Raw genomic sequence first — 26,875 nt, 5'->3', positions numbered from 1 at the left:
CATTCTTGCTGCTTTATCACCCTAAATTTCCCTAACAATCATAATGTTATGTAACTTATTGATTACACTTGTCGCAAACGTTTTCTTTTTGTCGTTTCAGGATAACGATTTAGATGGGTTTCCTGTAGGATAGGTCGAAAACTTCGCTTTTTTTTGGGGAAACAATATTATATGAGCACAATAAATTCTGGCTCTGCTAATCGTCAGAGCTTGTTTCAGCGCGTGTTTAAATTAAGGGAACATGGCACAACAGTTCGTACTGAAATAATTGCCGGGCTGACGACTTTTCTAACGATGGTTTATATCGTCTTTGTTAACCCGCAAATTCTGGCGGTTGCAGGCATGGATATTAAAGCGGTATTTGTTACAACCTGTTTAATCGCCGCAGTTGGCAGCATTCTGATGGGATTGTTGGCGAATCTGCCTGTTGCCGTTGCACCTGCAATGGGACTAAATGCGTTTTTTGCCTTTGTTGTGGTCGGTGCGATGGGGCTTTCGTGGCAAGTTGCGATGGGGGCAATTTTCTGGGGGGCGGTGGGGTTGTTTATATTGACTCTCTTTCGTGTCCGTTATTGGATGATCGCCAATATTCCATTGAGCCTGCGTGTGGGTATTACCAGTGGTATCGGTCTTTTCATTGCCATGATGGGGCTGAAAAATGCAGGCATTATCGTGCCTAATCCTGACACGATTGTTTCAATTGGCAATTTTGCTTCTCACAATGTCTTGTTGGGGACATTGGGTTTTTTCATTATTGCTATTTTAGCGGCACGTAATTTCCATGCGGCGGTGTTGGTTTCAATTATCGTGACAACGGGCATCGGTTTGATGATGGGATATGTGGAATATCACGGTATTTTTGATCTGCCGCCCAGTGTGATGAGCGTAGTGGGTAACGTTGATGTAAAAGGTGCTCTGGATATTGCTTTGGCTGGCGTTATTTTCTCATTTATGTTGGTGAACTTGTTTGATTCTTCCGGCACATTGATTGGCGTGACGGATAAAGCGGGTATTGCTGACAGTAGTGGCAAATTCCCACGCATGAAACAAGCCTTGTATGTGGATAGTATCAGTTCGGTGGCGGGTTCTTACATTGGAACGTCTTCGGTTACCGCCTATATTGAAAGTTCTTCGGGCGTTTCTGTTGGTGGCCGGACGGGTTTGACAGCAATTGTTGTGGGTATTTTATTCCTGTTGGTCATGTTTATCTCTCCACTGGCAAGCATGGTGCCTGCTTATGCTACAGCGGGAGCTTTGGTCTATGTGGGCGTTTTGATGACCTCTAGCCTGACAAGGGTGAAATGGAACGATCTGACTGAATCCGTCCCTGCTTTTATTACCGCAGTGATGATGCCATTTAGCTTCTCCATTACCGAAGGTATTGCTCTGGGGTTTATCGCCTACTGTGCTATGAAATTGGGCACTGGCAAATGGCGTGAAATTAGCCCATGTGTTCTTGTCGTGACGCTATTGTTTGTATTAAAAATGGTGTTTGTGGATGCCCATTGAGCACGATTGAAACAGTGAGTAAGAGCAGGCCTGACAGCAGGTTATGTCAGGCTTGCTTATTTAATGGGGTATTTTATTGAATATTTTTAGGTGCAATAAAGCCAATGCAAACAGTATCTACCTTAGCACTTGGTTGAGCCTGGAAGGCGAACTCTTCTTTGTGACTGAGCACCAATGATGGCCATTGTGCCAGTGTATGTTGGAAATCTTCCTCTGCACAGCTCTTTCCTCGCTCTCCTACTAGCAAGGCACCGTATTTCACAATATTATCCTCTTTGATATGGCGGTTATAGATATTCGGTGGCACACCATTATCTAATTCCCAGGGTTGTATCGTTTCAGGGTGATAATAGCTATAAAATGTCAGCCATTGATGCAGATATGCTCCACCCACATAATGCAATGGTGTTGGATACAGTTCGTTCCAACGTTGATCAAGTTGGTTGGCAAGGGTTTTTATGCCAACAAATTTTTGCCCTGCATCACGGGCATTTGCCATCATTACACCGACGTAACCGATCAACACCAATACACCAAACACAGTCAATCCCCGTAATGTGCCTCGCAAAGGTTTGTTGGGGAATACTGTGACCGATCCCACCAACAATGCCGTCGAAACAACCATAAAAGGTTGCACCCATTCGGTCATCCGCCCGCCCTGATTGAAGGAGAACCAGCCGTAAATAATCAGCAGAGGCAGCAGGATCACGATATTAGCCAGCGCATTGGATTGCTGCTTAGGCCAGCCAATCCGGCCACCCAGCAGATAAATAATAACGCTGACGATAATTAACGGGTAGAACACGGAAAGCATAGCCCGTGTGGTATGTAGGTTAAATCCTTTCTGAATTTGGGAATCTACCCATTTAAAGGCAACAAAGTCGTTATGCACCAACCACCAAACGTTCGGCAGTACCAGCAGGAGCCAGATGACAATGGCGAGATAAAATAGTGGCTCCCGATAGTTACGGCGTATTTTAGGTACGAACAGGGAGAGCAAAAAGACCGAGCCGACTATAGCAAGTGAAGAATACTTTGCCATCGTTGCCAGACCGGTGGTGAGGGCGAATGCCAGCCACCATTTGGGGTGATCGTCAATGGCACGCAGGAAAAACAGCAATGACCACGGCCAGAGCATAACCAAAAGATAATTATCATTATAAGGAATGATATCAAAATTGATGATACCGGATAGATTCAGAGTCAGCATGGCAAGCCATGCGAGCATAACTTTACCTGTCAGTCGGAAAGCCAGTTGCCAAACCCCAAGCATACCGATGGCAATGGCGACAAAGTGGCTGAAATACCAATAAAAACTGAGAGAAATATCGCTGATAGAAATAGCGGGTAGCATGATGGCTCCCACTAGCCATGGATTTTTGGGCGAACCCCATTCCCCATTAATGCCCCAGTTTAATGCTTCTACGGCATCATAAGGAACGGTGGGATCGAGAGAGTAGCTTGCTATTATCCACAAAACGGCATAACCAGTGACCCAAAGATACAATGGTATGCGATAAGAAGGAGTATCAAAAAAACGCATGGTAATCAGATGATCATATTATTTGAGTTAAAATTACTTAGAATACTAGACGAAATTTAAACTATAGGTGAATGGCATTGGATGTTAATGGGAGTTTCTGTTAGATTCCGCCGAAAATATCTTGATAAAAATGAGTTGAGTCACAAGCTATGAGCCCGTTAAAGAAAAAATCACCAGCGAAGTTTTCCGCTGGTCAGCAAAAGCAAAAAAGAAAAAGTCGCGCAGAGCTGGATGCAGAAGGGCGCGAGCGTAAGCGCCAGAAAAAACGCCGTGGTAATGGTAATCCGACCGGTAGCCGTCAGAGCGATAATGGCAGTAATAAAAAGCGTTCAGTAGTCAAACAGGAAAAAGATCCACGTATCGGCAGTAAAGTTCCGGTTCCTCTGTTGGTTGATGGGAAAGCCGCAAGTGAAAAAGCACTGACGGTGAAACCAGCCGTTAAACCGACTATAGAGCAACAAAAACCGCGCCTGTCACCACAGGAAGAGCTGAAAATGCTGGAAAATGATGAACGATTGGATGACTTGTTGGCACGTCTTGAGCAGGGTGAAAAACTGTCCCAGGAAGACCATGCTTATGTCGACAATACGCTCGATCGCATTGATACCCTGATGGAAGAGTTGGGCATCGAACTGGATGAAGAAAATAGCGAAGAAGAATCACAGGAAGATATCATGCAATTGTTGAAGGGTAAGTAACGCCTTCATCAATGAATTGTGATCGTAAAAGGCGGGTTCATTCTGATAACCACGATATTAATAACCACGGTATTAATAACCATAGTATCAGTGTGTTATTTTTTGTGGTTATTGGGTAAACTATGGCGGCAATCATGTTGCGTTTTGATGGGCGAAAACAGCGGAAGGAATAAGCATGTCAGAGCAAGCCATTGTTTGGGATCTGCCTTTGATCCAAAAATACAACTATTCAGGGCCTCGTTATACTTCATATCCAACAGCATTGGAGTTTAACCAACAGTACGATGCGACCGCTTTTGCACAGGCTGCCGCCCGTTATCCTGAGCGCCCGCTTTCCCTCTATATCCATATTCCGTTCTGCCATAAGCTTTGTTATTTCTGTGGTTGCAATAAACTGGTGACGCGCCAAAAGCACAAAGCGGATGAGTATCTGAATGTGTTAGAAAAAGAGATTGCTGCTCGTGGAAAATTATTTTCCCAGCGGAAAGTCAGCCAGATGCACTGGGGTGGAGGGACGCCAACCTATCTGGACAAAACACAGATCAGCCGATTGATGTCGATGCTGCGCAGCCATTTCCATTTTCTGCCCGATGCTGAACTTTCCATTGAAATTGATCCGCGTGAAATTGAGCTTGATGTCATTGATCATTTGCATCACGAAGGCTTTAACCGCCTGAGTATGGGCGTGCAGGATTTTAATAAAGATGTGCAGCGTTTGGTGAATCGAGAGCAAGATGAAGCATTTATTTTCGAACTGATCAAACGTGCCCGTGAAATTGGCTTTACATCCACCAGCATTGATTTGATTTATGGCCTGCCGCAACAGACACCTGAGAGTTTTGCTTTTACATTACAGCGGGTATTGGCCTTGTCTCCTGATCGCTTAAGTGTATTCAACTATGCCCACTTACCGGATTTATTTGCGGCACAACGCAAGATTAAGGAACAGGATTTACCCACTGCGACGCAAAAGCTGGATATCTTGCAAGCAACGATCGCAACCCTGACAGGTAATGGCTACCAGTTTATTGGCATGGATCATTTTGCCCGTCCTGATGATGAATTGGCCGTTGCCCAACGAAAGGGCATCTTACACCGAAATTTTCAGGGATATACCACGCAGGGGGAATGCGATTTACTGGGTATGGGCGTTTCCGCGATCAGTATGCTGGGGGATAGCTATGCTCAGAACCAGAAAGACCTGAAAACCTACTACGCTGTGGTGGAAGCACAAGGCCATGCTTTGTGGCGTGGTTTAGCGTTGACACAGGATGATTGCATTCGTCGTGATGTGATTAAGGCGCTAATCTGTAACTTCCGGCTGAATTTTGCAGATATTGAGCAGTATTACGGGCTGAATTTCGCGGATTACTTTGCCGAAGACCTGCAATTATTGGCGCCGTTGGCCGAAGATGGGTTGGTTGAAGTGACCGAATCGCAGATTCAGGTATCCCCGAAAGGGCGATTGCTGATACGTAATATTTGTATGTGTTTTGATCGTTATCTGCGTAATCAGATGCGACAGCGGCAATTTTCGCGGGTGATATGAGTATCGGTGAATCAATAAATTAGGCACATTTCACATGCGAAATAAATAATTCATCAATTGAGCCCCTTTTTCGTCTTCTTATCGTTTTTGCTTTCGCCTATTTGGGTTGATAAGATTCAAATCCGGACTGTAAGGTAGTAACGTATCCTTGAAAGGAAGATATTCTGCTATAGAACACTTGCGCCACCGAAGTATAAAAGGATTTCTGTTGACTGTTGTGAAGCTTATTGTAACCCCAGCTCCTTCAATTTCCGCGTTATCGTATTCCTTCCCCAACCCAGCAAACGGGCGGCTTCTTGTTTATGTCCATTGGTATATTCTAGTGCACAATTAAGCAGAGTGCGTTCCAGCAGTGGTAAGGCATCGGCAAGGAGATCAGTTTTTCCCTCTTTTAAAGCATGTTTCGCCCATTCAGCCAGCAGTTGTGACCAGTTTTCAGGTAGAGTGGAGCGTGCAATAGAGGAGTTCCCTGTCTGTCCTGTCGGTTGGTTGCCAATCAGGTCAGCGGGCAGATCCTGTACCAGTACCTCCTTGCTTGCCGCCATCACGGTCAGCCAGCGGCAGACGTTTTCCAACTGGCGGACATTGCCCGACCACGGCAGACGCATCAAAGCGAGTTCAGTATCAGGATGCAGCACTTTGGCTTCAACGCCCAACTCTTTGGCCGTTTGTTGTAGGAAATGGTGCGCCAGACGAGGAATGTCTTCCACTCTGTCCCGCAAAGGCGGTAATTGAACACGGATCACATTCAGACGATGGTAGAGGTCTTCCCTGAATTTACCTTCTGCAACGCGCTGCTCAAGATTCTGGTGAGTAGCAGCGATAATACGAACATTCACTTTCACGGGTGCATAGCCCCCGACTCGATAGAATTGTCCTTCGGCCAGCACTCGCAGCAGACGAGTTTGGATATCCAGCGGCATATCACCAATTTCATCTAAAAACAGTGAGCCACCATTGGCTTGTTCAAAACGACCGTGACGTACTTGATTTGCCCCTGTGAATGCGCCTTTTTCATGACCAAACAGTTCGGATTCAATCAGGTCTTTCGGGATTGCCGCCATATTCAGGGCAATAAATGGTGCGGAAGCGCATGGACTGTGGCGGTGAAGGGCATGGGCAACCAGCTCTTTTCCTGTGCCGGATTCACCATTAATTAACACGCTGATGGAAGAGCGGGAAAGGCGGCCGATAATCCGGTATACCTCCTGCATCGCGGGGGCTTCTCCGATCATATCTGAAACCGATACCGGCAACTGCGGATTAGCGGCTGATTGATGTTGTTCCCGATAATGACTCAGTGCACGTTCAACCAGCGCAACAGTTTCATCAATATCGAAAGGCTTTGGTAGATAATCGAATGCTCCGTGTTGATAGGCACTGACAGCGGCATCCAGATCAGAATGGGCAGTCATAATGATGACCGGAAGCTGTGGGTGGCTCTGCTTGATCCGATTGAGTAAACTAAGTCCGTCTAATCCGGGCATACGGATATCCGACAGAATAACTTCTGGATTACCTTGTCCTAGCGCGGCCAAGACGGCATCGGCATTTTCAAAACTGATACACTCCATCCCTGCGCCACTCAGCGCCCGTTCAAGTACCCAGCGGATAGAACTGTCATCATCAACGATCCAAACTTTTCCTCGTTGCATTGTCACCCTCTACTGTTTGTTCAGTTGTTCCTTGACCGGTTATTTCTTGATAGGCAGGTAAATGGAGAATTCCGTATGTCCTGGCCAACTGGTAAATTCAATTTTGCCAGCATGTTGGTCGATAAGATTACGTGCTATAGATAAGCCAAGTCCAGTTCCGCCTTCATACCCGCTAACCATCGGGTAAAAAAGCGTATCCTGAATATTGGGGGGAATGCCTGGCCCGTTATCTTTAATATCAATTCGGGCTGCCAGTCGGTAGCGTTCACCCTGTAAGGTAATCTGGAACGCTGTTCGCGTTCTTAGGGTGATAATTCCTCCCTTTTTCCCTAGTGCTTGTAGGGCATTGCGGGTGATATTCAGTAATACCTGTTCAATTTGGTCAGGATAATGCGCCAGTTCAGGCAAGCTTGGATCATAATCTTTAATCAGCGTGACATTGGCAGGCATTTCCAGTGAGACTAGTTGATAAACCCGTTCGACTACATGGTGAATGCTCTGGCGGGTTTGGCAGCCAGGATGCTGTGGTCCCAACAATCGATCAACAAGGTTGCGTAGCCTGTCTGCCTGCTCAATGATCACCTGAGTATATTCCCGCAAGGACGGATCGGGCAGTGCCTTGGCAAGTAACTGTGCGGCTCCCCGCAATCCTCCAAGCGGATTTTTGATTTCATGTGCCAGCCCCCGAACCAGTTCCCGCGCAGCTACCTGCTGTGCTTGTTGGATCTGCTCTTGGCTTAGCCGGCGCAGACTGTCCATAGGCGCCAGTTCCAGCAGAATAAACTGTTCGGAAATTGGTTGGGCACTGAGCGACATCACATGAGAGTGATTATTGATCACCAATATGACTTCGTTATCGGTAAAACCATGACCGTTGATCAAACTAGAACGCATCAATTCTGTATCCAGTGAAATATAGCTAAACAGGATAGGAAGAGGCGTGCCGAATAATTTACGGGAACTTTGCGCCAGAAGTTGCATAGCAGAATGATTGGCGTAGCGAATGATCAAATCATTATCCAGCACCAAAACGTTGTTTATCTGTGAGTCGAGAATCTGTTCTGCTTTGGGCAAACTAACCATTGTCATTCAGTTCCTGCACTTTTTTGGTGCATTGTAGCTTATTCAAGCATAGTTTGATAAATCCTTCCGCTCAGCATACATCCTCATGGGTAATACAATAATGTCTATGCGAGTGTGTATATGCGAGGGGAAAAAAGCCCATCTAAGGATGGGCCAAAAGTTTCACGGCAACAAAAAACAATAATAATGTCTTCACGTTATGGGGCATTGCCCGATAGGGCACTACACCTGATAAAAAAAGCACACCTGATAAAAAAAGCACACCTGATAAAAGCACTACACACTGTAATACAGTTCAAACTCCAGGGGATGTGGTGTCATGCGAACACGTTCAATTTCCCCATTCAATAAATTGATATAAGCATCAATCGTGTCATCAGTGAAAACACCACCGCGTGTCAGGAATTCGCGGTCGGCATCCAGTGCAGCCAGCGCTTCTTCCAAAGAAGAGGCCACCGTTGGGATCTCTTGGGCTTCTTCGGCGGGCAGGTCATACAAGTTCTTGTCCATTGCATCACCCGGATGGATTTTGTTGATGATACCATCAAGGCCGGCCATCAACAGGGCAGCGAAGGCCAGATAAGGGTTCGCTGCGGGATCAGGGAAGCGCACTTCAATACGGCGAGCTTTGGCGCTGGCGACCACGGGAATACGAATAGAAGCAGAACGGTTACGGGCAGAATAGGCCAGCATAACCGGGGCTTCAAAGCCAGGTACCAGACGTTTGTACGAGTTAGTGGTTGGGTTGGTAAAGGCATTTAACGCACGGGCGTGTTTAATGACACCGCCGATATAGTAAAGTGCCATTTCGGACAGGCCGCCATATTTGTCACCGGCAAACAGGTTAGTGCCATTTTTGGACAGTGACATATGACAGTGCATACCTGAACCATTATCGCCCACCAACGGTTTTGGCATAAATGTGGCGGTCTTGCCAAATTTATCGGCAACGTTATGAACCACATATTTATAAATCTGGGTTTCATCCGCTTTTTTGGTCATGGTATTAAAGCGGGTGGCAACTTCGTTTTGTCCGGCAGTTGCGACCTCATGGTGGTGAGCTTCAACTACCAAACCCATTTTTTCCATTGTTAAGCACATGGCTGAACGCAGGTCTTGGGAAGAGTCCACAGGAGGAACCGGAAAATACCCTCCTTTAATGCCAGGACGGTGGCCTTTGTTACCACCTTCATAGCGTGTGCCGCTGTTCCATGCAGCTTCCGTATCATCAATATGATAATAAGAGCCAGAAATGGAATTGCCGAAACGGATATCATCGAACAAGAAGAATTCGGGTTCTGGCCCAAATAAGACGGTGTCAGCAATATCGCTTGCACGCAGGAAATCTTCTGCACGTTTCGCAATGGAGCGAGGATCGCGGCTATAGCCTTGCATGGTGCCAGGCTCAAGGATATCGCAGCGCAGGATCAGGGTGGCATCATTAAAGAAGGGATCAAGCATCGCAGTACTTGGATCTGGCATTAACACCATGTCGGATTCATTGATACCTTTCCAGCCACCGATAGATGAGCCGTCAAACATTTTGCCATCTTCAAAGAAGTCTTCATCAACTTGGTGGGCAGGGATGGTGATATGTTGTTCTTTACCTTTAGTGTCAGTAAAGCGTAAGTCAATAAATTTCACCTGATGTTCTTCAATCATGGACAAAACATGTTCAGCGGACATACTGGCTCTCCTGGAATTACGTCGGCCTGATAAAACAGGGCAAGAAACAGGCTGTTTTATCTTAAAAGTTAGGGGCGATTATAGATCTCTGTATGATCAATTTTATAAATCACTATTGCTAAGCATAAATGCGAAAAGTGTGCCAATATTTAAAAATCATTTAATATCAATGTGATAAAAATATATGGGAAGGGAAAGAGAAAAAAGTGCATAAGTTAAGTGTGTGGTTTTAGGTATCTTGCACCGAAACGGTGAATAATCACAACGTGATTGCATTATTATGGTGCAAATGGTCGGCTGGAATTTCGTGAATTTGCTCGTTACGTAATCAATTGATATGTTAATACTATATCAATCCAGTTCATCCTTTGTTCGAGCAGGTCACTGGCGACGCCACTGAACTCGACTTCCAGCCTGATGGACGCCTCTTTATACCTCAATAGGGATATCATTTTAGCGGTGTTCCTAATGTTCCTAAATAAAGAGAAAACCGCCAATACTGCACAACTTTTAATACCAGTGCAACCATCCAAAGTGTATAATGCTGCACTTTTGTTCGGCAGTAGCCAAGTAAAACAGAATTCTTTTTGTGTACTGCATTGAGTACATAAATGATTTTAGTGTTATCGGAATTTTTAAATGTCAAATGAAATTAGTAAGTTAAGAAATATAGCAATTATCGCTCACGTCGACCATGGCAAAACCACGCTGGTTGATAAACTCCTGCAACAGTCCGGTACCTTCGGGGAGCGTGCTGCAACAACTGAGCGTGTGATGGATTCCAATGATCTGGAAAAAGAACGTGGTATTACCATCCTTGCAAAGAACACGGCCATCAGATGGAATGACTATCGTATCAATATCGTAGACACCCCAGGCCACGCCGATTTTGGTGGTGAGGTTGAACGTGTAATGTCAATGGTAGACAGTGTTTTGTTGCTGGTTGATGCGATGGATGGCCCAATGCCACAGACTCGCTTTGTAACCCAGAAAGCATTTGCTCACGGTCTGAAGCCTATTGTCGTGATCAACAAAGTTGACCGTCCGGGTGCTCGCCCTGATTGGGTAGTGGATCAGGTGTTTGACTTGTTTGTCAACCTCGGTGCAACCGATGAACAGTTGGATTTCCCAATCATTTATGCTTCTGCGTTGATGGGGGTTGCGGGTAACGAACATACCGATATGGCTGAAGATATGACTCCGTTGTATCAGGCAATCGTGGATCATGTTGAGCCACCTAAGGTTGACCTTGATGGCCCATTCCAGATGCAAATTTCGCAGTTGGATTACAACAACTACGTTGGGGTTATCGGTATCGGTCGCATTAAGCGTGGTATGGTAAAAACAAACCAAAATATCACTATCATCGACAGCGAAGGGAAAACTCGCAACGGTAAAGTCGGCAAGGTCTTTAGCCATCTGGGATTGGAGCGTATTGAATCTGATAAGGTGGAAGCCGGCGATATCATTGCCATTACCGGCCTGGGTGAGCTGAACATCTCTGATACCCTGTGTGAAGTCAATGCGGTTGAAGCATTGCCAGCACTGGCAGTTGATGAACCTACCGTAAGCATGTATTTCTGTGTCAACACTTCGCCGTTCTGTGGTCGTGAAGGTAAGTACGTGACTTCTCGCCAGATCCTTGATCGTCTGAAAAAAGAACTGGTTCATAACGTTGCGCTGCGTGTTGAAGAAACTGAAGATCCAGACGCATTCCGTGTATCAGGCCGTGGTGAACTGCACCTGTCCGTTCTGATCGAAAATATGCGCCGTGAAGGTTTCGAAATGGGAGTTTCCCGTCCAAAAGTGATTTTCCGTGAAATTGATGGCCGTAAGCAGGAACCTTTTGAGCAGGTGACTCTGGATATCGAAGAGCAGCATCAAGGCGATGTGATGCAGGCATTGGGTGAGCGTAAAGGTGAAATGCGTGACATGCTGCCAGATGGCAAAGGTCGTGTTCGTCTTGATTACGTCATTCCTAGCCGTGGTTTGATTGGCTTCCGTACTGAATTCATGACCATGACTTCGGGTACGGGTTTGTTGTATGCCACATTCAGCCACTATGATGACATCCGCCCAGGTGAGATTGGTCGTCGCCAAAATGGTGTGCTGATTTCCAATGGACAAGGCAAGGCAGTTGCTTACGCGCTGTATGGCTTGCAGGAGCGTGGTAAATTGTTCCTGGGTCATGGTACTGAAGTGTATGAAGGCCAGATCATTGGTATTCACTCACGTTCAAATGACCTGACTGTTAACTGTCTGACGGGTAAGAAACTGACTAACGTGCGTGCATCAGGTACGGATGAAGCGACAACACTGTCTCCACATATCAAGAAAACATTGGAGCAGGCGTTGGAGTTTATTGATGACGACGAGTTGGTTGAAGTGACTCCAGTGTCAATTCGCTTGCGTAAGCGTCATTTGACTGAAAACGATCGCCGTCGTGCAAATCGTAGCAAAGAAGTTTAATTTCTGGCTTATGCATTGTATATGACCGCCTGAAAATCAACAGCTTAGGGTACTTCTGTGCCCTGAGTTTTTTTATCCTATCCCTTCCCAGCCATTTTGTTACCTCTTCCTTATCGGTTAATACAGCCAGTCAGGGCTTCAACGACGATTTATAACAAGAACAATTTATTTGTTTTTAACAAAAGTATGATAAAAGTACCAAACAATGAGCGTCAGTCAGGAGGAAGTATGCTGTATATTTTCGATTTGGGTAACGTGATTATTGATATTGATTTTAAAAGAGCGCTGGCTGTTTGGAGTAATCTGAGTGGGACACCACTGGCAGCATTGATCCCCAAATCTTCACTAAAAGAGATTGTTGAAAAACATGAATATGGGCAAATCAGTGACACTGAATTTGCAGAAAGAATGTGTGATGAAATGGAGGTCTCTCTCAGTTTTGAACAATTTGTCGAAGGTTGGAATGCAATCTTTATTGGTGTCAGGCAAGAAGTCATTGAGATAATGAATAGATTGCGTGCCGAAGGGCATCGTGTGGTTGTGCTGTCAAATACAAATCGTCTGCATATTGATTACTGCTCAGTGCATTATCCTGAGATTGCAGTATCAGCGGATTTTCTCTACCTATCCCACGAATTGGGGATGCGTAAACCCAATCTTGATATTTTTAACTATGTGCTTGCCGCAGAAAGTATGGCAGCGGAGCAAGCCATATTTTTTGATGATCTTTTAGAAAACGTCGAAGCAGCAAAAAAATTAGGCATCAATGCCATTCATGTGGCTGACAGGAGTGTGATCCCTGATGATTTTAAGTCACATGATTTCTCGCTTCCCTCAAAAAATTAACACCGTTAGCTTATTGCAACAGAATAATAGGCAAGAGAAATGATCGCATTAATTCAGCGTGTAACACAGGCAAAGGTTGTTGTTGAAAGTGAAACGATGGGAGAAATTGGGCAGGGATTGCTGGTGTTGCTGGGGGTTGAAAAAGACGATACCCCACAGAAAGCGCAACGTTTATGCGATAAGGTGATGGGGTATCGGGTATTCAGCGATGAGCAGGGAAAAATGAACCTTAACGTTCAGCAGGCTGACGGTAGTTTGCTGGTGGTATCGCAATTTACACTGGCTGCGGACACGCAGAAAGGCTTAAGACCCAGCTTTTCTGGTGGTGCCGAACCACAAAAAGCCGAGGAACTTTATCGCTATTTTATTGAACAGTGCCGTGTAACTGGTGTAAAAACAGAAACGGGGAAATTTGCGGCAGACATGAAAGTCAGTTTGACAAATGACGGGCCAGTAACTTTTTGGTTGCAAGTATGATGTGTTTTTCTGGCTACACATGGCAACACACAAGAGAAGGGGTTGTTTCTATGTACCATCTGAGAGTACCTCAAACAGAACAAGAGTTGGAAACCTATTACCAATTTCGTTGGGAAATGTTGCGTAAACCGCTTCACCAACCCAGCGGATCAGAGAAAGATGGTTACGATTCGATGGCTCATCATCAAATGGTGGTGGATGAACAGGGGAAACCACTGGCTGTTGGGCGCTTATATATCAATGCGGACAATGAAGGTGCTATTCGTTTTCTGGCTGTACATCCCCATGTGCAGCGAAAAGGATTGGGTACACTGATTGCGATGGCATTGGAATCAGTAGCCAGACAGGAAGGTGTGAAACGAATTGTTTGTAGTGCACGGGAAGATGCGGTTGATTTCTTTGACAAGTTGGGTTTTCAAAATCGTGGTTTGATCAATGGTGCTAAGGCGTCGCCGATTAGCCATTTCCTCATGATAAAACCGATAATAAGCCTTGATGATATCTTACACCGCCCTGATTGGTGTGCCGAATTGCAGCAGGCATGGCATAAGCAAATCCCTTTGAGTGAAAAAATGGGGCTGCGGATCACCCAATATACCGGCCAGCGTTTTATCACAACGATGCCTGAAGCCGGAAACCAGAATCCACATCATACTATTTTCGCCGGTAGTTTATTTTCTCAAGCCACGTTAACGGCATGGGGACTGATTTGGTTGTTGTTACAGGAACGCCAGTTAGGGGGAGATATCATTTTAGTGGATGCCAATATTCGTTATCGAAAACCGGTTACAGGGCGCCCCTGTGCAACTGCGGATTTCAATAATATGAGCGGAGACCTGGCTCGCCTTGCCCGCGGTAATAAAGCGCGCGTCAAAGTAGAAGTGCAGGTTAGCGGTGAACATGGCGTAGGTAGCGTGTTCACCGGTACTTATATCGTCCTGCCTCCCGAACGGTTTACTAAAGCTTAATTTTTGCGCAGGTTTGGCTCTCCGTATCATGGTCTGTTGTTGAATTTCCTGCTTCAGGGGTATCGACGGAAGAGGGTGCTGTTGGGATACAGCGGTTCGTTGAGATCAAACCTTGCTCAACAGACTGTGACTCTTTGTCTGATGATTTATCTTCAGCAACCAATGTCCCGTTTATTGTTCCCTTCACATCGTCAGCGGAGAGATCTCCCGTGATAGCGAGTGAGAAATTTCCTTCTCCCTGAATCTTAAGCGGTATCCAACCCCACTGTGGCAAGGTGTTCAAATCCGCATTCATGCCTTGGAAGTTGAGCTTAAAAGGTGTATGAGCAGTTTGTTGTTCCGCCGAGCCAGTAACTTGCAACAGCCCTTCACGTGTAAAGCCGTTCAATTTATCAATAGTAACTTTGCCGTCTGTGGCATGGAGTTGCAGATAAGGACGGGTGATTTCGATTTTGTTAAATGTTCCCGCCGCCGCTTGCAGCGATGCCTGACCATTCCACAATCCCCACGTGCCATTTTTCAAGATATCCATGTTGTTAATATGGGCTGCGAGGGTGGTGAGCTGGAACGGGAAGTTGGGATTGGTATCAATCAGCAGCGTATTATTGATAGTAATATCATTGAGTTTTACTCCTGCAATCCATTCCGATGCCGGTTGTTTGAAATAGTTGAGCCATGCCGGTGGCAGAGCATAAAGCAGCCCTGTTACAGAACTCTCTTTGAGAGTAAGAAGCCGGCTTTTGCGATCCCACTGAGACTGGATATTGAACAACCCTTTTTGATAATGGGTGGTCAGGCTTGCGATGGTAAAGGTATCACCAGAAAAACGGAATTTGCCAAGCGTGTCGCTGAACTGTTCATCATCCAACATCATATTCATCGCATTAAAATCCATCAACCCATCTTCGGCGCTCCAACTGCCGTTGACTAAACCTAAGTTTTTGATGGTGCTATCCAGGTAATCGACAGACCAGTTTTGTCCTTGCAGTTTGGCATTGGTGATATTGAGATTTTTGACATAAGTAGCTGGCAGATGGCTAATTTTTTCTTTTAAGTCGCCCAAAGTCATCGGTGTTTGCCAGCGGATATCACTGAGCAGAATATTGTTCCAGCGCCAACTGCCATCCGGTAATTGTTGACCATCGCCAGAAATGGCACCTCGCAGAAATGTTGCGCCAAAAGAGTCGATAGTCAGGGCTTTATTCTGGTAACTGCCTTGCACAACGGCATTTTCAACAGATATGTCATTTAAACGGATCGTACTGGCACTGAATTGATATTTTCCATTACCAAATGGATTGCCTACAGCAGGAGCCCAGGGGGTAATGCCGCCCGTGATATTCTCCCCCTGAATATGTGTGTTGGGCCTTTCTAGCTGAATATTCATCTGGTTCAGTTGTAAGATATCCGCTTGTAAAAGAGGGGGAAATTGATTTTCAAACAGTAGCAGCGTCCCTTGTTGCAAAGTCAAACGCCGGAGATTTTGGGGGGACAGTAAATGCTGCCATTTAAAATCGAGGTTAATGGTAGCGGTATTGAGTGAGAAAGGACTTTGTTTGTCGCGAATATCGATGTGGTGAAGTGATATGGTAGCGGGTTGCTGCCAGCTATGGCTGATGTTTTCAATACTGACTTGATAATGCCCTTGCCTGCTGAGCCATTGACTTAACTGTTTAGCGCCCCAATGTGTCTGGACCATAACATAGATAACGATGATTGCCAAAATTAGCAACACCAAAAGAGTGACAAAAAATTTCCCTAACCACCTCATTATTTCACCTCAATAGTGTGACCTTCCAATAGAAGCCCTTTTATGCCGTAAAATAGAGCAGCACTCAATAGAGGAGTTAGCTAAAAAAAGAAAACTCCCGCGGCTAAGGCGGGAGAAAAATACCATACAAAAATCTGTCAACTATTTTTCCTGGGGAAAAATGAGGTTAAGCAGAATGGCGGTTAACCCACCAGCGGCAATACCTGAAGAAAGTAAGTTTTTCACCCAATCAGGGGCAAACTGCAAAATCAATGGTTGTTGAGAAACACCTAATCCCACAGCCAGAGACAGTGCAATGATCATAATGGCACGTCGATTCAAAGGCTCACGAGAAACAATTCTGACACCCGATGCGGCGATAGTCCCAAACATGACAATCGTCGCCCCTCCCAGAACAGGCTCAGGAATATGTTGAACAAAACCCGCCACGGCGGGAAACAGTCCCAATAGGATCAGCATTGAAGCAATCATGTAACCGACATAGCGACTGGCGACACCCGTTAGCTGGATCACCCCATTGTTCTGACCAAAACAGGAGTTTGGAAATGTATTGAACACGGCTGACACCATAGAATTGAGACCATTTGCCAGCACACCACCTTTGACACGTTTCATGTAAAGTGAGCCGCTGACAGGTTGCTCGGAGACATCTGAGGTAGCAGTGATATCACCAATCGTTTCCAGTGATGTCACCATAAAAATCAGAATCAGTGGGATCAACAAATTCCAGTCAAAAGACAAACCATAATAGAGTGGCGAAGGAATCGTGATGATGGGAACGTCTTCTTTTGGTGTTGAAACGGGCAACATCTCCATATACCAGGCCAGCAGATAACCCACTGTCATGGCAATGACCAGAGATGCGACACGCAAGTAAGGATTATTTTGGCGATTCAGCAATACGATAACCGCAAGAACAGATCCAGCGAGCAGCAGGTTTTCAGGTGCGCCAAATGAGCCGTTTTGAATTGCAGAATAACCGCCACCGATTGAGGTTAACCCCACTTGAATTAATGACAGGCCAATAATCATCACCACGATACCGGATACCAGAGGTGTGATGATCCGTCTTGCCAAATGCAGCACGCGTGAAAGCAGCACTTCCGTCATGGCGGCGAGCATCAGTGTACCGAACAGAGCTGCCATCATAGTGGGAATATCTGCACCGCCATTTTTTAATGCCAGGCCACCCATAATCAGTGGGGCAACGAAATTAAAACTAGTGCCCTGAATTGAAAGCAACCCAGAGCCAATGGGCCCCCAAGAGCGAATTTGAATAAGTGATGCCAAACCTGAAGCAAACAAGGACATACTGATAATGCGTTGGGTATCCTGCTCTGGCAGCCCCAGAGCCTGGCAAATCAGCATTGCTGGCGTAATAACAGCCACAAACATAGCCAGTAAATGTTGGCATGCAGCAAAGAGGGCATGTGGGAACGGGGGTTTATCTTCCAGGCGATAGATCAGTTCATTATTTGATTTATTGGGAACTTCTGATGAATTGGATTCACGGGGTAAATTGACCATGTTGTGAAATTCCAGATAGACAAAAAGCGCATTTTAATGATTCTCAACAGTAAAGCAATCGTTTGCGTAAAGTTTTCATTATTAAATCCAGCTTAAATTCGTCACATTTTTAAATGTTTTAACTTGTGTTTATGAGTAATTTTCTTTTTAATCCAACCCTTACCTGCTCTTGGCGTTTTTATAGGATGATTATAACGTCGTATTAATTTCACATAACATTAACAATGGATGAGGTACATAAATGTATCATCTGGATATTTATGGCACGCTCGTTGCTGCCACACTGGTTTTGCTGCTGGGAAGAAAACTCGTACAATCAGTCCCATTCCTTGAAAAATATACTATCCCTGAGCCCGTCGCCGGTGGATTATTGGTTGCGCTAGTTCTGCTGGCAGTTAAACAATCCACGGGTTGGGAAGTCAGTTTTGATTTATCCCTCCAAGAGCCTCTCATGTTGATGTTCTTTGCCACCATTGGCTTGAACGCTAATCTTGCCAGCCTGAAAGCAGGCGGAAAATCTTTGGTCATTTTTGTCTGCGTGGTTGTTGGCCTGTTATTTGTACAGAACACCGTAGGCATCGCATTGGCGAAAATGCTTGGCCTTGATCCATTAATGGGATTGTTAGCAGGCTCCATTACACTATCTGGTGGTCATGGAACAGGTGGCGCTTGGGGCAAGGTATTCACTGAACGCTATGGTTTTGAAAATGCTACAGAAGTGGCAATGGCATGTGCAACATTCGGCCTGATTTTAGGTGGCTTGATTGGCGGCCCAGTTGCCCGTATGTTGGTGAAAAATACCAAAACTCCAGGATTGGGGGGGGAGGATACCGAGCTTCCGACGGCATTTGAGAAACCTTATACTGGTCGGCTTATTACGCCATTAGTGATGGTAGAAACTATTGCTATGGTTTCCATTTGCTTATTGGCCGGTAGGTTTATTGAGAAACTGCTACAAGGTACGGCCTTTGAATTGCCGACATTCGTATGTGTCCTGTTTATTGGTGTTATTCTCAGCAACGGCTTATCCCTGCTTGGTTTTTATCGGGTATTTGATCGCGCGGTTTCGGTCTTGGGTAACGTCAGTTTGTCTCTGTTCCTGGCAATGGCATTGATGAGCCTGAAACTGTGGCAGTTGGCTTCCCTTGCGCTGCCAATGTTGATCATTCTTGCCGTGCAGACCTTGGTTATGGCTTTGTATGCTGTTTTCGTCACTTACCGTGTCATGGGCAAGAATTTCGACGCGGCAGTATTGTCAGCCGGTCACTGTGGTTTTGGCTTAGGCGCAACACCGACCGCTATCGCAAATATGCAAGCGATCACTGACCGTTGTGGGCCATCACATGTGGCATTCTTACTTGTACCTATGGTGGGGGCATTCTTTATTGATATCGTCAACGCTGCCGTTATCAAATTGTATCTGTTATTACCGATGTTCCCATCTGTAGCAGGTTAAATTAATTGACTTTTGATTTGTCTGCTATCTTGGTAAAAGGTGCCGCTGAGTATTTCAGCGGCATTTTTATTTGTTTGTGCCGTCTTTGGGTTTTCTTTAGAACTTAAGCATGACTATATTGCGAACGCTCCGGCAACCAGCGTTCAATCAGCGCCTTGGCATGTTCAGGGTAGCGCTGGTGGATATAGCGAGCGACACGTTGCACTTCAGGCAGCATGCTTTGATCCCGTAATAAATCAGCAATCCTAAATTCTGCGTTGCCCGTTTGGCGTGTACCAAGTAATTCACCTGGCCCGCGGATCTCCAAATCTTTCTGGGCAATCACAAAACCATCATTACTGTCCCGTAAAACTTGCAGGCGAATTTTGGCTGTATTGGTCAGTGGGGTTTTATAGAGCAGGACACAGTGAGAAGCAATAGCTCCACGTCCGACGCGCCCTCGAAGCTGGTGCAACTGGGCCAATCCTAGCCGTTCGGGATTGTCGATGATCATCAGGCTGGCATTAGGCACATCTACCCCAACTTCGATGACTGTCGTGGCAACCAGCAATTGTATCTCGCCCTGCTTGAAAGCCGCCATAACGGCTTGCTTTTCTGCCGGTTTCATTCGTCCGTGCACTAAGCCGATTTTCAATTCAGGCAATGCCAGGGTCAGTTCTTCGCTGGTTGCCTGTGCTGCTTGCGCTTCCAGTACCTCCGAATCTTCGATCAGGGTACATACCCAGTAAGCCTGACGGCCTTCATCCAGACAAGCGTTTTTGATACGTTGGATAATATCGTTCCGGCGCGTATCTGGGATGGCAACCGTTGTGACTGGTGTTCGACCTGGTGGCAATTCATCAATGATAGAAGTATCCAGATCGGCGTAGGCGGTCATTGCCAATGTGCGTGGAATAGGGGTCGCAGTCATGATCAATTGGTGGGGATGAAAGCCTTGTTCACGCCCCTTTTCCCATAATGCCAGGCGTTGATGGACACCAAATCGATGTTGCTCATCAATGATAACCAGTGCCAATCCGGCAAATTTTACCTGCTCCTGAAACATGGCGTGAGTACCGACAACCATGCTCACTTGACCACTTGCTATCGCCTCTTGCTGTGCCTGACGCGCCTTGCCTTTCTGTTTGCCAGCCAACCAACCGACCTGAATACCGAGCGGCTCAAGCCATTGGCGGAAGGTATTGGCATGTTGCTCTGCCAAAAGCTCAGTTGGTGCCATCAGAGCCACTTGCTTGCCATGAACAATGGCACGGACGGCAGCCAGTGCTGCCACCAATGTTTTCCCCGAACCAACATCCCCTTGTATCAGACGCATCATCGGGACATTTTTTGCCAAATCATGTTCTATTTCTGCAACGACACGGACTTGTGCGCCTGTGGGTGAGAATGGTAACTGGCTCAGTAGCTTCTGCTTTAGTGAATCACCCGCCGTTAAAGGGGAGGCATGAAAGCGCTGGGTTCCAGCTCTGACTGCTAACATACTTAAATGATGAGCCAGCAATTCTTCCAGAATCAACCTTCGCTGGGCTGGATGCCGACCATTTTCCAAATCGGCCAGAGAAGTATCCGGCGGGGGATGGTGCAATGTACGCAGTGCGTTGGGCAGGCTAATGATCTTCTGGCTGAATTCTTCCGGCAGCAATTCATTAATGGCACAGGTATCTAATATTTCCAATGCCTGATCGATTAACTTGCGCAGCGTTGTCTGGCGCACTCCTTCGGTCGTGGGATAGATGGGAGTTAACGTCTCTTGCAGTTGGACGCGGTTGGCGTGTTGCTGGACTTTATATTCAGGATGGATAATCTCTGGCCCTTGATTGCCGCGGCGAATTTCCCCATAAGCAACAAGGTGCTTTCCTGCGGCCAGATTATTTTTCATAGCGGCAGTAAAATTGAAGAAACGCAAGGTCAATATACCTGTGCCATCACTGATTTGACAGGTCATAATGCGCCGCCGCCCAAACGCCACATTGGTGCGTAATATTTCACCTGTTACCGTAGCATAAGTGCCGGATAGTAATTCATTAATGGTATACAGGCGGGTTTGATCCTCATAACGGAGAGGCAAATGCAAAAGCAAGTCCTGTAGATTGACCAACCCTAGCTTCGCGAGTTTAGTGACCTGATTGGCTCCAACACCACGCAACGTGGTTAAGGGGATGGCATCAAGTAGTTGGCCTTTCATACGATTTCTCCGTCAGGATGATTTATTTCCTTGCTGATGGTGCAGTTGTTTTTTGCGCGGCTGATGTTGCTTGCATAGCTGATCACCATGATTCACTTGCGATAATTTGCCCTTGTTTGCCAGCAATTGCATTCCATCAGATTTAAATTGGTGAATCGCCTGTTCCGTTATGGGGTTTGTGAACTTCTTCTAAACAGATTGTCAGGTCAGGTTGACGCATTGCCATCATCTGGCAAATGCGTGCGTAACGTTTTGGATTCATAACCTCTAGTTTCGGTTACGGCTGACTCGCATCACGTCTGGCATGATACGTATCTTACGCATGATATTCGCTAGCTGGATACGGTCTTTGGTCGTCAGCCTGATGAAAGCACAATAGACACGGCCATCTTTTTCCTCTGTATTCATGCTTTGAATACTGGAGTTGACATCGTTAATGGCCGCAGTCAGATTTGCCAGTGCTCCTTGGTGGTTAAACATATCGACTTTAATTTCAGCAATAAAATCGCTATTGATATCTTTATCCCACTCAACTGGCATGAATTTTTCCGGCTCTTTCTGATATCCACGGATATTGCGACAGGATTCGTGGTGGATGACTAAGCCTTTCCCCGGGCTGATATGGGCAATAATCGGGTCGCCTGGAATTGGGCGACAACATTTAGCAAAGGTAATCAAAATACCATCAGCGCCCTTGATAGGCAGCTTACGGGAAGTATTGCTGTGGTTGTTCGGTACTTTCTCCGGTGAACCTAATAATAAGTTGCGGGCAACAACCACGCTCATAGCATTACCCAATCCGATTTCCGCCAACAAATCATCCAAAGTAGCGAGCTTCATTCTTGCTAGTTCTTTGTTGATATTCTCTTGCGGAATATCGGCAACTTTCGTGCCGTTACCGAGAGCATGATTGAGTAAACGACGTCCCAAACTAATGGAATCATCCCGTTTCAGGTTTTTCAATAACTGGCGGATCTTGGCTCGCGCTTTGGAACTAACGACAAAGTTCAGCCATGCAGCATTAGGGCGAGCCCCTGGCGCAGTAATAATTTCGACAGTTTGCCCACTGTTAAGCGTTTGTGAGAGAGGATAAGGCAGACGATCAACGCGTGCACCAACACAGGCGTGGCCGATATCGGTATGGACGGCATAGGCAAAATCGACAGGGGTCGCGCCCGCCGGTAACTCAACAATTCGTCCTTCAGGAGTAAAAACGTAAATCTCATCAGGGAACAAATCAGATTTAACGCTTTCAATAAATTCAAAAGAGCTGCCGGCACTTTGCTGGAGTTCCAGCAAGCTCTGCATCCAGCGTTGGGCCCGAACCTGTGCAGTCGTACCGGATTCCCCTTGCTCTTTATAGGCCCAGTGTGCGGCAACCCCCATTTCCGCCATTTGATCCATATCTTCGGTACGGATCTGAACTTCGACAGGTACGCCATGCGGGCCTATCAGGGAGGTATGGAGAGATTGGTAGCCGTTGGCTTTGGGGATGGCGATATAATCTTTCACTCTGCCAGGGCGTGGCTTGTACAAACTGTGCATTTGCCCCAATACGCGGTAGCAGGTATCAAGATTATTGACGATGACACGAAAGGCGTAAATATCCATGATGGAATGGAAACGCTGTTCTTTCAGGCGCATCTTACGATAGATTGAGTAGAGATGTTTTTCGCGGCCACTGACTGTGCATGTAATGCCGGCATCCGTTAACCTGCCTTCGATCTCCGACAGAATTTTCTGGATCATCTCTTTACGATTACCGCGGGCGGCTTTCACAACCTCTTTAATCACGCGGTAACGGTTTGGATACAGGGCTTCAAACCCAAGCTCCTCCAGCTCCGTTTTTAGGTGATGAATACCCAGACGATGAGCCAGTGGACTATAAATTTCCAGCGTTTCCCTGGCAATGCGTCGCCGTTTATCGGGGCGCAGTGAGCCAAGGGTACGCATATTGTGTGTACGGTCTGCCAGTTTGATCAAAATGACGCGGATATCCTGCACCATCGCCATGATCATTTTGCGGAAGTTTTCAGCCTGTGCTTCTTTTTTGTCACGGAAGTTCAGCTTATCCAGCTTGGATACACCTTCCACCAATCCGGCAACGGTGGTGCCAAATAACTGTTCTATATCCTGAAATGTTGCGGGGGTATCTTCAATGACATCGTGCAACAGTGCCGCCATAAGTGTTTCATGGTCAAGGCGCATTGCAGCCAAAATACAGGAAACGGCAACAGGGTGAGTGATGTACGGCTCACCGCTGGAACGGGTTTGCCCTTCGTGGGCATCCCGCGCAACCACATAGGCCTGTTTAAGCAGATCAATTTGATCTTCAGGCAAATATTTCAGAACTAGCTGATTCAGGCTTTCAAACAGGTACAAGGCAGACCTACCGTAAAATTAACGACGACCTTCAGCGATAGCAGAAACGGCTTTGATTTCTGCGGCTTCTTGCTCTTGCTGTTCCTGACGTTCACGAACATCGAGAATTTTGTTGTTGATGAGGCCTTGCTCGATTTCACGCAGGGCGATAACAGTCGTCTTATCGTTTTCTTCTGGAACGAGGGGATCTTTGCCACCTACTTGCAATTGGCGTGCTCGGCGAGCAGCGACCAACACCAGGTCAAAACGGTTACCAATTTTTTCTACTGCGTCTTGAACAGTTACGCGTGCCATATGTGTGCTACTCCACAGATAAATAAATGACTGGGCATAATACTGAAACTTGGTTCAGTCTGCCAATAATTTGCTGATTAAGGCATCATGCCGCTGGGTCTGACGATCTAATCGTAGACGCTCTGAACGAATAATAGATTGTAAATCGGCCAGTGCCGTATTGAAATCGTCATTGATGATGACGTAATCATATTCGTTGTAATGTTCCATCTCCGCGATAGCCTGAGCCATTCGTTTGGCAATCACCTCTTCACTGTCCTGACCGCGCCCACGCAGGCGGCGGAGCAACTCTTCCTTAGACGGTGGAAGGATGAAAATGCTGCGAGCTGTTGGCATTTTCTGGCGGATTTGCTGTGCACCTTGCCAGTCAATATCAAGAAAAACATCAACACCACTGGCGAGTGTATCTTCAATGACTTTTCGGGATGTGCCGTAATAGTTACCAAAAACACAGGCATATTCCAAAAATTCATCATGGTTGATCATATTTTGGAATTCATCCACTGTGACGAAAAAATAGTGTTCACCATGATTTTCGCCTGGGCGAGTTTGCCGCGTTGTATGCGAAACAGAAACCTGAGTGTCATACATGGGCTGGGTTTTTAATAAAGCCTGAATAAGGCTTGATTTGCCTGCTCCACTCGGCGCAGAAACAATATATAACGTTCCTTGGTTCATGATGATTTCTTGACTGATTGGGTATAAATAAATGCAAGCGCAGGAATATAAGATCCCACATAGTATACACGGATACGTTAATCCATGCAGCGCTACAATACATGCCAACCGGTATTTCACCAAAATTTTTTCTTAACAAACGGGCACTAATGAGATTTTTTGCGAGACATTTTCAGCAAAAATAGTCGTTTGCAGAAATTGCACATTTATTTTTCGAAACATTCCGCAAACTTCTTTTTTGCCACTTGGTAAAAATTTTCCTGCTTTTTATTCTTTGTCCGTATCTTGGGAATCAATTTTTAGGAAGCCGTTTTAAGGAAACCAAGGAGCAAGGATGCTTAATTTTCTCATCAGTTTTTTAATAACCGTGTGGATACTGCTATCTGGTACGCCAATGGCATTTGCAAACAAGATTCAGTGTCCTGACTGGTCACAAGAAAAATTTCAGCATGAAATTAATCAACTCACACAGCAGGTGGTTAAATGGGATCATCTTTATCGTCAGCAGGGGATGAGTGAAATAGATGATGAAATTTACGATCAATTATTGGAAACCTTGAGAATTTGGCAAAGTTGCTTAACTCACGGATCAGACAGCGCTTTGACCTCTGCTAGCCCTGCTACTGACACTTCTGTGATCCCCGTGCGACGGGCAGGGAAGCAGCTTCATCCTGTCCAGCATACAGGCTTGCATAAGCTAAAAGGAATACAAGAAATTCGTCAGTGGTTGCAGGGGCGCACAGGGGTGTGGCTACAACCTAAAATCGATGGTGTTGCGGTGACTTTGGTGTATGAAAAAGGTCAATTAGTGCAGTTAATCAGCCGTGGTGATGGTATTGAAGGAATAGACTGGATGGAGAAAAGCGCGTTTATTCCCAGTATTCCTAAACAAATTAAAAATGCCCCTGAATATTTGGTATTGCAAGGTGAACTTTTCTGGCAGCAGGAACAGCATCGGCAGTTTGTTTCGGGGAGTCAGGGTGCGCGCAGTAAAGTGGCGGGTTTAATGATACGTAAAATTCCAGCACCAGAGCTGAAACAAGTGGGTATTTTTATTTGGGGCTGGCCGGATGGACCAAATGAAATGGCGGTGAAACTGGAAAAATTGGCTGCAATGGGTTTTCCCATCACACAACAATATAGCCACCTTATTGCCACAGCAGAAGATGCCGAAAAAAGATGGAAAGATTATTTTGTCCAGCCCCTGCCTTTTGCTACGGATGGAGTTGTCTTACGGCAGGTGATTGAGCCAACAGGTCGGCAATGGCGTGCCGGCTCAAACAGTTGGGCAATTGCATGGAAATATCCACTGCGACAGCAAATAACAACCGTAAAAGGTGTTAATTTCACAATAGGCCGGACAGGGAGAATATCCGTTGTATTAGAGCTGGAAAAAGTAAAGGTGGATGATCGACAGGTGAGTCGAGTCAATATCGGTTCAATCAAACGTTGGAAACAGTGGAATGTCTATCCTGGTGATAAGATCACAGTGGCGCTGGCGGGGCATGGTATACCCAAACTTGATAAGGTGGTGTGGCGTATGGTGGAACGCCCTGATGTTCAGCCACCTAATGAACAGGATTATCATTTCCTCAGTTGCCTGACATTCGATCATGAAAAGATATTCGATCATGAAAAGACACTCGATCATGAAAATAGAAGCAGTGATGAACATTGCCGGCAACAGTTTATCGCTCGCCTGACATGGCTGGGGGAAAAATTGAAAATGAAAGGCATTGGTCAAGGAACGTGGTCAGCTTTGGTAAAACATAGGCTGGTGGCAAATTTAACGGATTGGTTGGATTTGGATAAAGAACAGCTTGAGGCCGTGACTCATATTGGAACTCAACGTGCCAAATCGATCTTCGCCCAATTTCAGCAAGCAAAGTTACAGCCTCTTTCGCTATGGCGCGAAGCCATTGGCCTGCCTTATGCCAGGCACCTTACGGATAAACAAGCATTAACAGTAAAACAAAGAGAAAAAATCCTGGCCTTTTTACAGCATCCTGAGATTAAGGCGGTAATTCATATTTTGTCTTCACAGGATAGTGAGAATAAACAAGAGATATTCAGTGAATAGGAGCAAAGGAATAGGGGCA

19 protein-coding genes and 1 pseudogene are annotated in these 26,875 nt (G+C 46.0%); 9 read left to right on the top strand and 11 right to left on the bottom strand.

Going from position 1 to position 26,875, the window contains the following annotated elements; genetic code table 11:
- Window positions 1-171 precede the first annotated feature (171 nt).
- Window positions 172-1,509: an NCS2 family permease gene (locus Xedl_RS07795; protein ID WP_074023259.1), complete on the top strand. Its 1,338-nt coding sequence runs from the start codon at window positions 172-174 to the stop codon at window positions 1,507-1,509.
- A gap of 73 nt (window positions 1,510-1,582) precedes the next feature.
- On the opposite strand, the gene Xedl_RS07790 is transcribed toward Xedl_RS07795, so the two are convergent.
- Window positions 1,583-3,052 carry a glycosyltransferase family 39 protein gene (locus Xedl_RS07790; protein ID WP_074023258.1) on the bottom strand — a complete coding sequence of 490 codons (1,470 nt, stop codon included), beginning with the start codon at window positions 3,050-3,052 and terminating at the stop codon, window positions 1,583-1,585.
- A gap of 149 nt (window positions 3,053-3,201) precedes the next feature.
- Here Xedl_RS07790 and yihI point away from each other — a divergent pair, with 149 nt between their 5' ends.
- Together yihI and hemN are read left to right on the top strand one after the other, a co-directional pair.
- Window positions 3,202-3,750 carry a Der GTPase-activating protein YihI gene (gene yihI, locus Xedl_RS07785; protein ID WP_074023257.1) on the top strand — a complete coding sequence of 183 codons (549 nt, stop codon included), beginning with the start codon at window positions 3,202-3,204 and terminating at the stop codon, window positions 3,748-3,750.
- A gap of 175 nt (window positions 3,751-3,925) precedes the next feature.
- On the top strand, window positions 3,926-5,299 hold the full coding sequence (gene hemN, locus Xedl_RS07780; RefSeq protein ID WP_074023256.1) for an oxygen-independent coproporphyrinogen III oxidase: 1,374 nt from the start codon (window positions 3,926-3,928) through the stop codon (window positions 5,297-5,299).
- Window positions 5,300-5,523: 224 nt separating this feature from the next.
- Here the strand turns inward: hemN and glnG are convergent, their stop codons facing one another.
- The 3 genes from glnG to glnA form a co-directional block, all read right to left on the bottom strand.
- Window positions 5,524-6,954, bottom strand: a complete 1,431-nt coding sequence (gene glnG / locus Xedl_RS07775) for a nitrogen regulation protein NR(I) (RefSeq protein WP_074023255.1) — start codon at window positions 6,952-6,954, stop codon at window positions 5,524-5,526.
- Between the two features lie 39 nt (window positions 6,955-6,993).
- The gene (gene glnL, locus Xedl_RS07770; RefSeq protein WP_074023254.1) at window positions 6,994-8,043 is read right to left on the bottom strand and encodes a nitrogen regulation protein NR(II); all 1,050 of its coding nucleotides are present in this window, start codon (window positions 8,041-8,043) and stop codon (window positions 6,994-6,996) included.
- 270 nt (window positions 8,044-8,313) lie between these two features.
- Entirely contained in the window at window positions 8,314-9,723 is a 1,410-nt protein-coding gene (glnA, locus tag Xedl_RS07765; protein ID WP_074023253.1) for a glutamate--ammonia ligase, read from the bottom strand.
- 639 nt (window positions 9,724-10,362) lie between these two features.
- On the opposite strand from glnA, the gene typA reads away from it, so the two are divergent.
- The 4 genes from typA (at window position 10,363) to fabY (ending at window position 14,483) form a co-directional block, all read left to right on the top strand.
- Window positions 10,363-12,192 (top strand): ribosome-dependent GTPase TypA, encoded by a 1,830-nt coding sequence (gene typA / locus Xedl_RS07760; RefSeq protein WP_074023252.1) that lies wholly within the window; start codon window positions 10,363-10,365, stop codon window positions 12,190-12,192.
- A gap of 228 nt (window positions 12,193-12,420) precedes the next feature.
- Window positions 12,421-13,038: a glucose-1-phosphatase gene (yihX, locus tag Xedl_RS07755; protein ID WP_074023251.1), complete on the top strand. Its 618-nt coding sequence runs from the start codon at window positions 12,421-12,423 to the stop codon at window positions 13,036-13,038.
- Window positions 13,039-13,077: 39 nt separating this feature from the next.
- On the top strand, window positions 13,078-13,515 hold the full coding sequence (gene dtd, locus Xedl_RS07750; RefSeq protein ID WP_074023250.1) for a D-aminoacyl-tRNA deacylase: 438 nt from the start codon (window positions 13,078-13,080) through the stop codon (window positions 13,513-13,515).
- 50 nt (window positions 13,516-13,565) lie between these two features.
- A complete protein-coding gene (gene fabY / locus Xedl_RS07745) occupies window positions 13,566-14,483 on the top strand; it encodes a fatty acid biosynthesis protein FabY (RefSeq protein WP_074023249.1) in 918 nt (305 codons plus the stop codon).
- Here the strand turns inward: fabY and Xedl_RS07740 are convergent.
- Both Xedl_RS07740 and Xedl_RS07735 read right to left on the bottom strand, forming a co-directional pair.
- Window positions 14,473-16,254: an AsmA family protein gene (locus tag Xedl_RS07740; protein WP_074023248.1), complete on the bottom strand. Its 1,782-nt coding sequence runs from the start codon at window positions 16,252-16,254 to the stop codon at window positions 14,473-14,475. The genes fabY and Xedl_RS07740 overlap by 11 nt on opposite strands.
- 141 nt (window positions 16,255-16,395) lie before the next feature.
- The gene (locus Xedl_RS07735; RefSeq protein WP_074023247.1) at window positions 16,396-17,781 is read right to left on the bottom strand and encodes a nucleobase:cation symporter-2 family protein; all 1,386 of its coding nucleotides are present in this window, start codon (window positions 17,779-17,781) and stop codon (window positions 16,396-16,398) included.
- Between the two features lie 241 nt (window positions 17,782-18,022).
- On the opposite strand from Xedl_RS07735, the gene gltS reads away from it, so the two are divergent.
- Window positions 18,023-19,237: a sodium/glutamate symporter gene (gene gltS, locus Xedl_RS07730; protein WP_074023246.1), complete on the top strand. Its 1,215-nt coding sequence runs from the start codon at window positions 18,023-18,025 to the stop codon at window positions 19,235-19,237.
- 103 nt (window positions 19,238-19,340) lie between these two features.
- On the opposite strand, the gene recG is transcribed toward gltS, so the two are convergent.
- From recG to gmk, 5 genes and pseudogenes are all read right to left on the bottom strand, one after another.
- Window positions 19,341-21,422, bottom strand: coding sequence for an ATP-dependent DNA helicase RecG (recG, locus tag Xedl_RS07725; protein ID WP_074023245.1), 2,082 nt, complete (start codon window positions 21,420-21,422; stop codon window positions 19,341-19,343).
- Between the two features lie 166 nt (window positions 21,423-21,588).
- Window positions 21,589-21,684 (bottom strand): annotated as a pseudogene (locus tag Xedl_RS25670) (tRNA (guanosine(18)-2'-O)-methyltransferase TrmH); the annotation flags it as partial.
- Between the two features lie 5 nt (window positions 21,685-21,689).
- Window positions 21,690-23,804 (bottom strand): bifunctional GTP diphosphokinase/guanosine-3',5'-bis pyrophosphate 3'-pyrophosphohydrolase, encoded by a 2,115-nt coding sequence (gene spoT, locus Xedl_RS07720; RefSeq protein WP_074023244.1) that lies wholly within the window; start codon window positions 23,802-23,804, stop codon window positions 21,690-21,692.
- Window positions 23,805-23,822: 18 nt separating this feature from the next.
- A complete protein-coding gene (rpoZ, locus tag Xedl_RS07715) occupies window positions 23,823-24,098 on the bottom strand; it encodes a DNA-directed RNA polymerase subunit omega (protein ID WP_074023243.1) in 276 nt (91 codons plus the stop codon).
- A 54-nt stretch (window positions 24,099-24,152) separates the two neighbouring features.
- Window positions 24,153-24,776 (bottom strand): guanylate kinase, encoded by a 624-nt coding sequence (gmk, locus tag Xedl_RS07710; RefSeq protein ID WP_074023242.1) that lies wholly within the window; start codon window positions 24,774-24,776, stop codon window positions 24,153-24,155.
- 334 nt (window positions 24,777-25,110) lie between these two features.
- On the opposite strand from gmk, the gene ligB reads away from it, so the two are divergent.
- A complete protein-coding gene (gene ligB, locus Xedl_RS07705) occupies window positions 25,111-26,856 on the top strand; it encodes an NAD-dependent DNA ligase LigB (protein WP_074023241.1) in 1,746 nt (581 codons plus the stop codon).
- The last annotated feature ends 19 nt before the right edge of the window (window positions 26,857-26,875 follow it).

The sequence above is a fragment of the Xenorhabdus eapokensis genome (genome assembly GCF_001908105.1).
This window is presented reverse-complemented; position numbering and strand designations above follow the sequence as displayed.

Bases quoted from the DNA above. Each gene is read 5' to 3' on its own strand.
- Xedl_RS07795 (WP_074023259.1), top strand. From the start codon at position 172: ATGAGCACAATAAATTCTGGCTCTGCTAATCGTCAGAGCTTGTTTCAG.
- Xedl_RS07790 (WP_074023258.1), bottom strand. From the start codon at position 3,052: ATGCGTTTTTTTGATACTCCTTCTTATCGCATACCATTGTATCTTTGG.
- yihI (WP_074023257.1), top strand. From the start codon at position 3,202: ATGAGCCCGTTAAAGAAAAAATCACCAGCGAAGTTTTCCGCTGGTCAG.
- hemN (WP_074023256.1), top strand. From the start codon at position 3,926: ATGTCAGAGCAAGCCATTGTTTGGGATCTGCCTTTGATCCAAAAATAC.
- glnG (WP_074023255.1), bottom strand. From the start codon at position 6,954: ATGCAACGAGGAAAAGTTTGGATCGTTGATGATGACAGTTCTATCCGC.
- glnL (WP_074023254.1), bottom strand. From the start codon at position 8,043: ATGACAATGGTTAGTTTGCCCAAAGCAGAACAGATTCTCGACTCACAG.
- glnA (WP_074023253.1), bottom strand. From the start codon at position 9,723: ATGTCCGCTGAACATGTTTTGTCCATGATTGAAGAACATCAGGTGAAA.
- typA (WP_074023252.1), top strand. From the start codon at position 10,363: ATGTCAAATGAAATTAGTAAGTTAAGAAATATAGCAATTATCGCTCAC.
- yihX (WP_074023251.1), top strand. From the start codon at position 12,421: ATGCTGTATATTTTCGATTTGGGTAACGTGATTATTGATATTGATTTT.
- dtd (WP_074023250.1), top strand. From the start codon at position 13,078: ATGATCGCATTAATTCAGCGTGTAACACAGGCAAAGGTTGTTGTTGAA.
- fabY (WP_074023249.1), top strand. From the start codon at position 13,566: ATGTACCATCTGAGAGTACCTCAAACAGAACAAGAGTTGGAAACCTAT.
- Xedl_RS07740 (WP_074023248.1), bottom strand. From the start codon at position 16,254: ATGAGGTGGTTAGGGAAATTTTTTGTCACTCTTTTGGTGTTGCTAATT.
- Xedl_RS07735 (WP_074023247.1), bottom strand. From the start codon at position 17,781: ATGGTCAATTTACCCCGTGAATCCAATTCATCAGAAGTTCCCAATAAA.
- gltS (WP_074023246.1), top strand. From the start codon at position 18,023: ATGTATCATCTGGATATTTATGGCACGCTCGTTGCTGCCACACTGGTT.
- recG (WP_074023245.1), bottom strand. From the start codon at position 21,422: ATGAAAGGCCAACTACTTGATGCCATCCCCTTAACCACGTTGCGTGGT.
- rpoZ (WP_074023243.1), bottom strand. From the start codon at position 24,098: ATGGCACGCGTAACTGTTCAAGACGCAGTAGAAAAAATTGGTAACCGT.
- gmk (WP_074023242.1), bottom strand. From the start codon at position 24,776: ATGAACCAAGGAACGTTATATATTGTTTCTGCGCCGAGTGGAGCAGGC.
- ligB (WP_074023241.1), top strand. From the start codon at position 25,111: ATGCTTAATTTTCTCATCAGTTTTTTAATAACCGTGTGGATACTGCTA.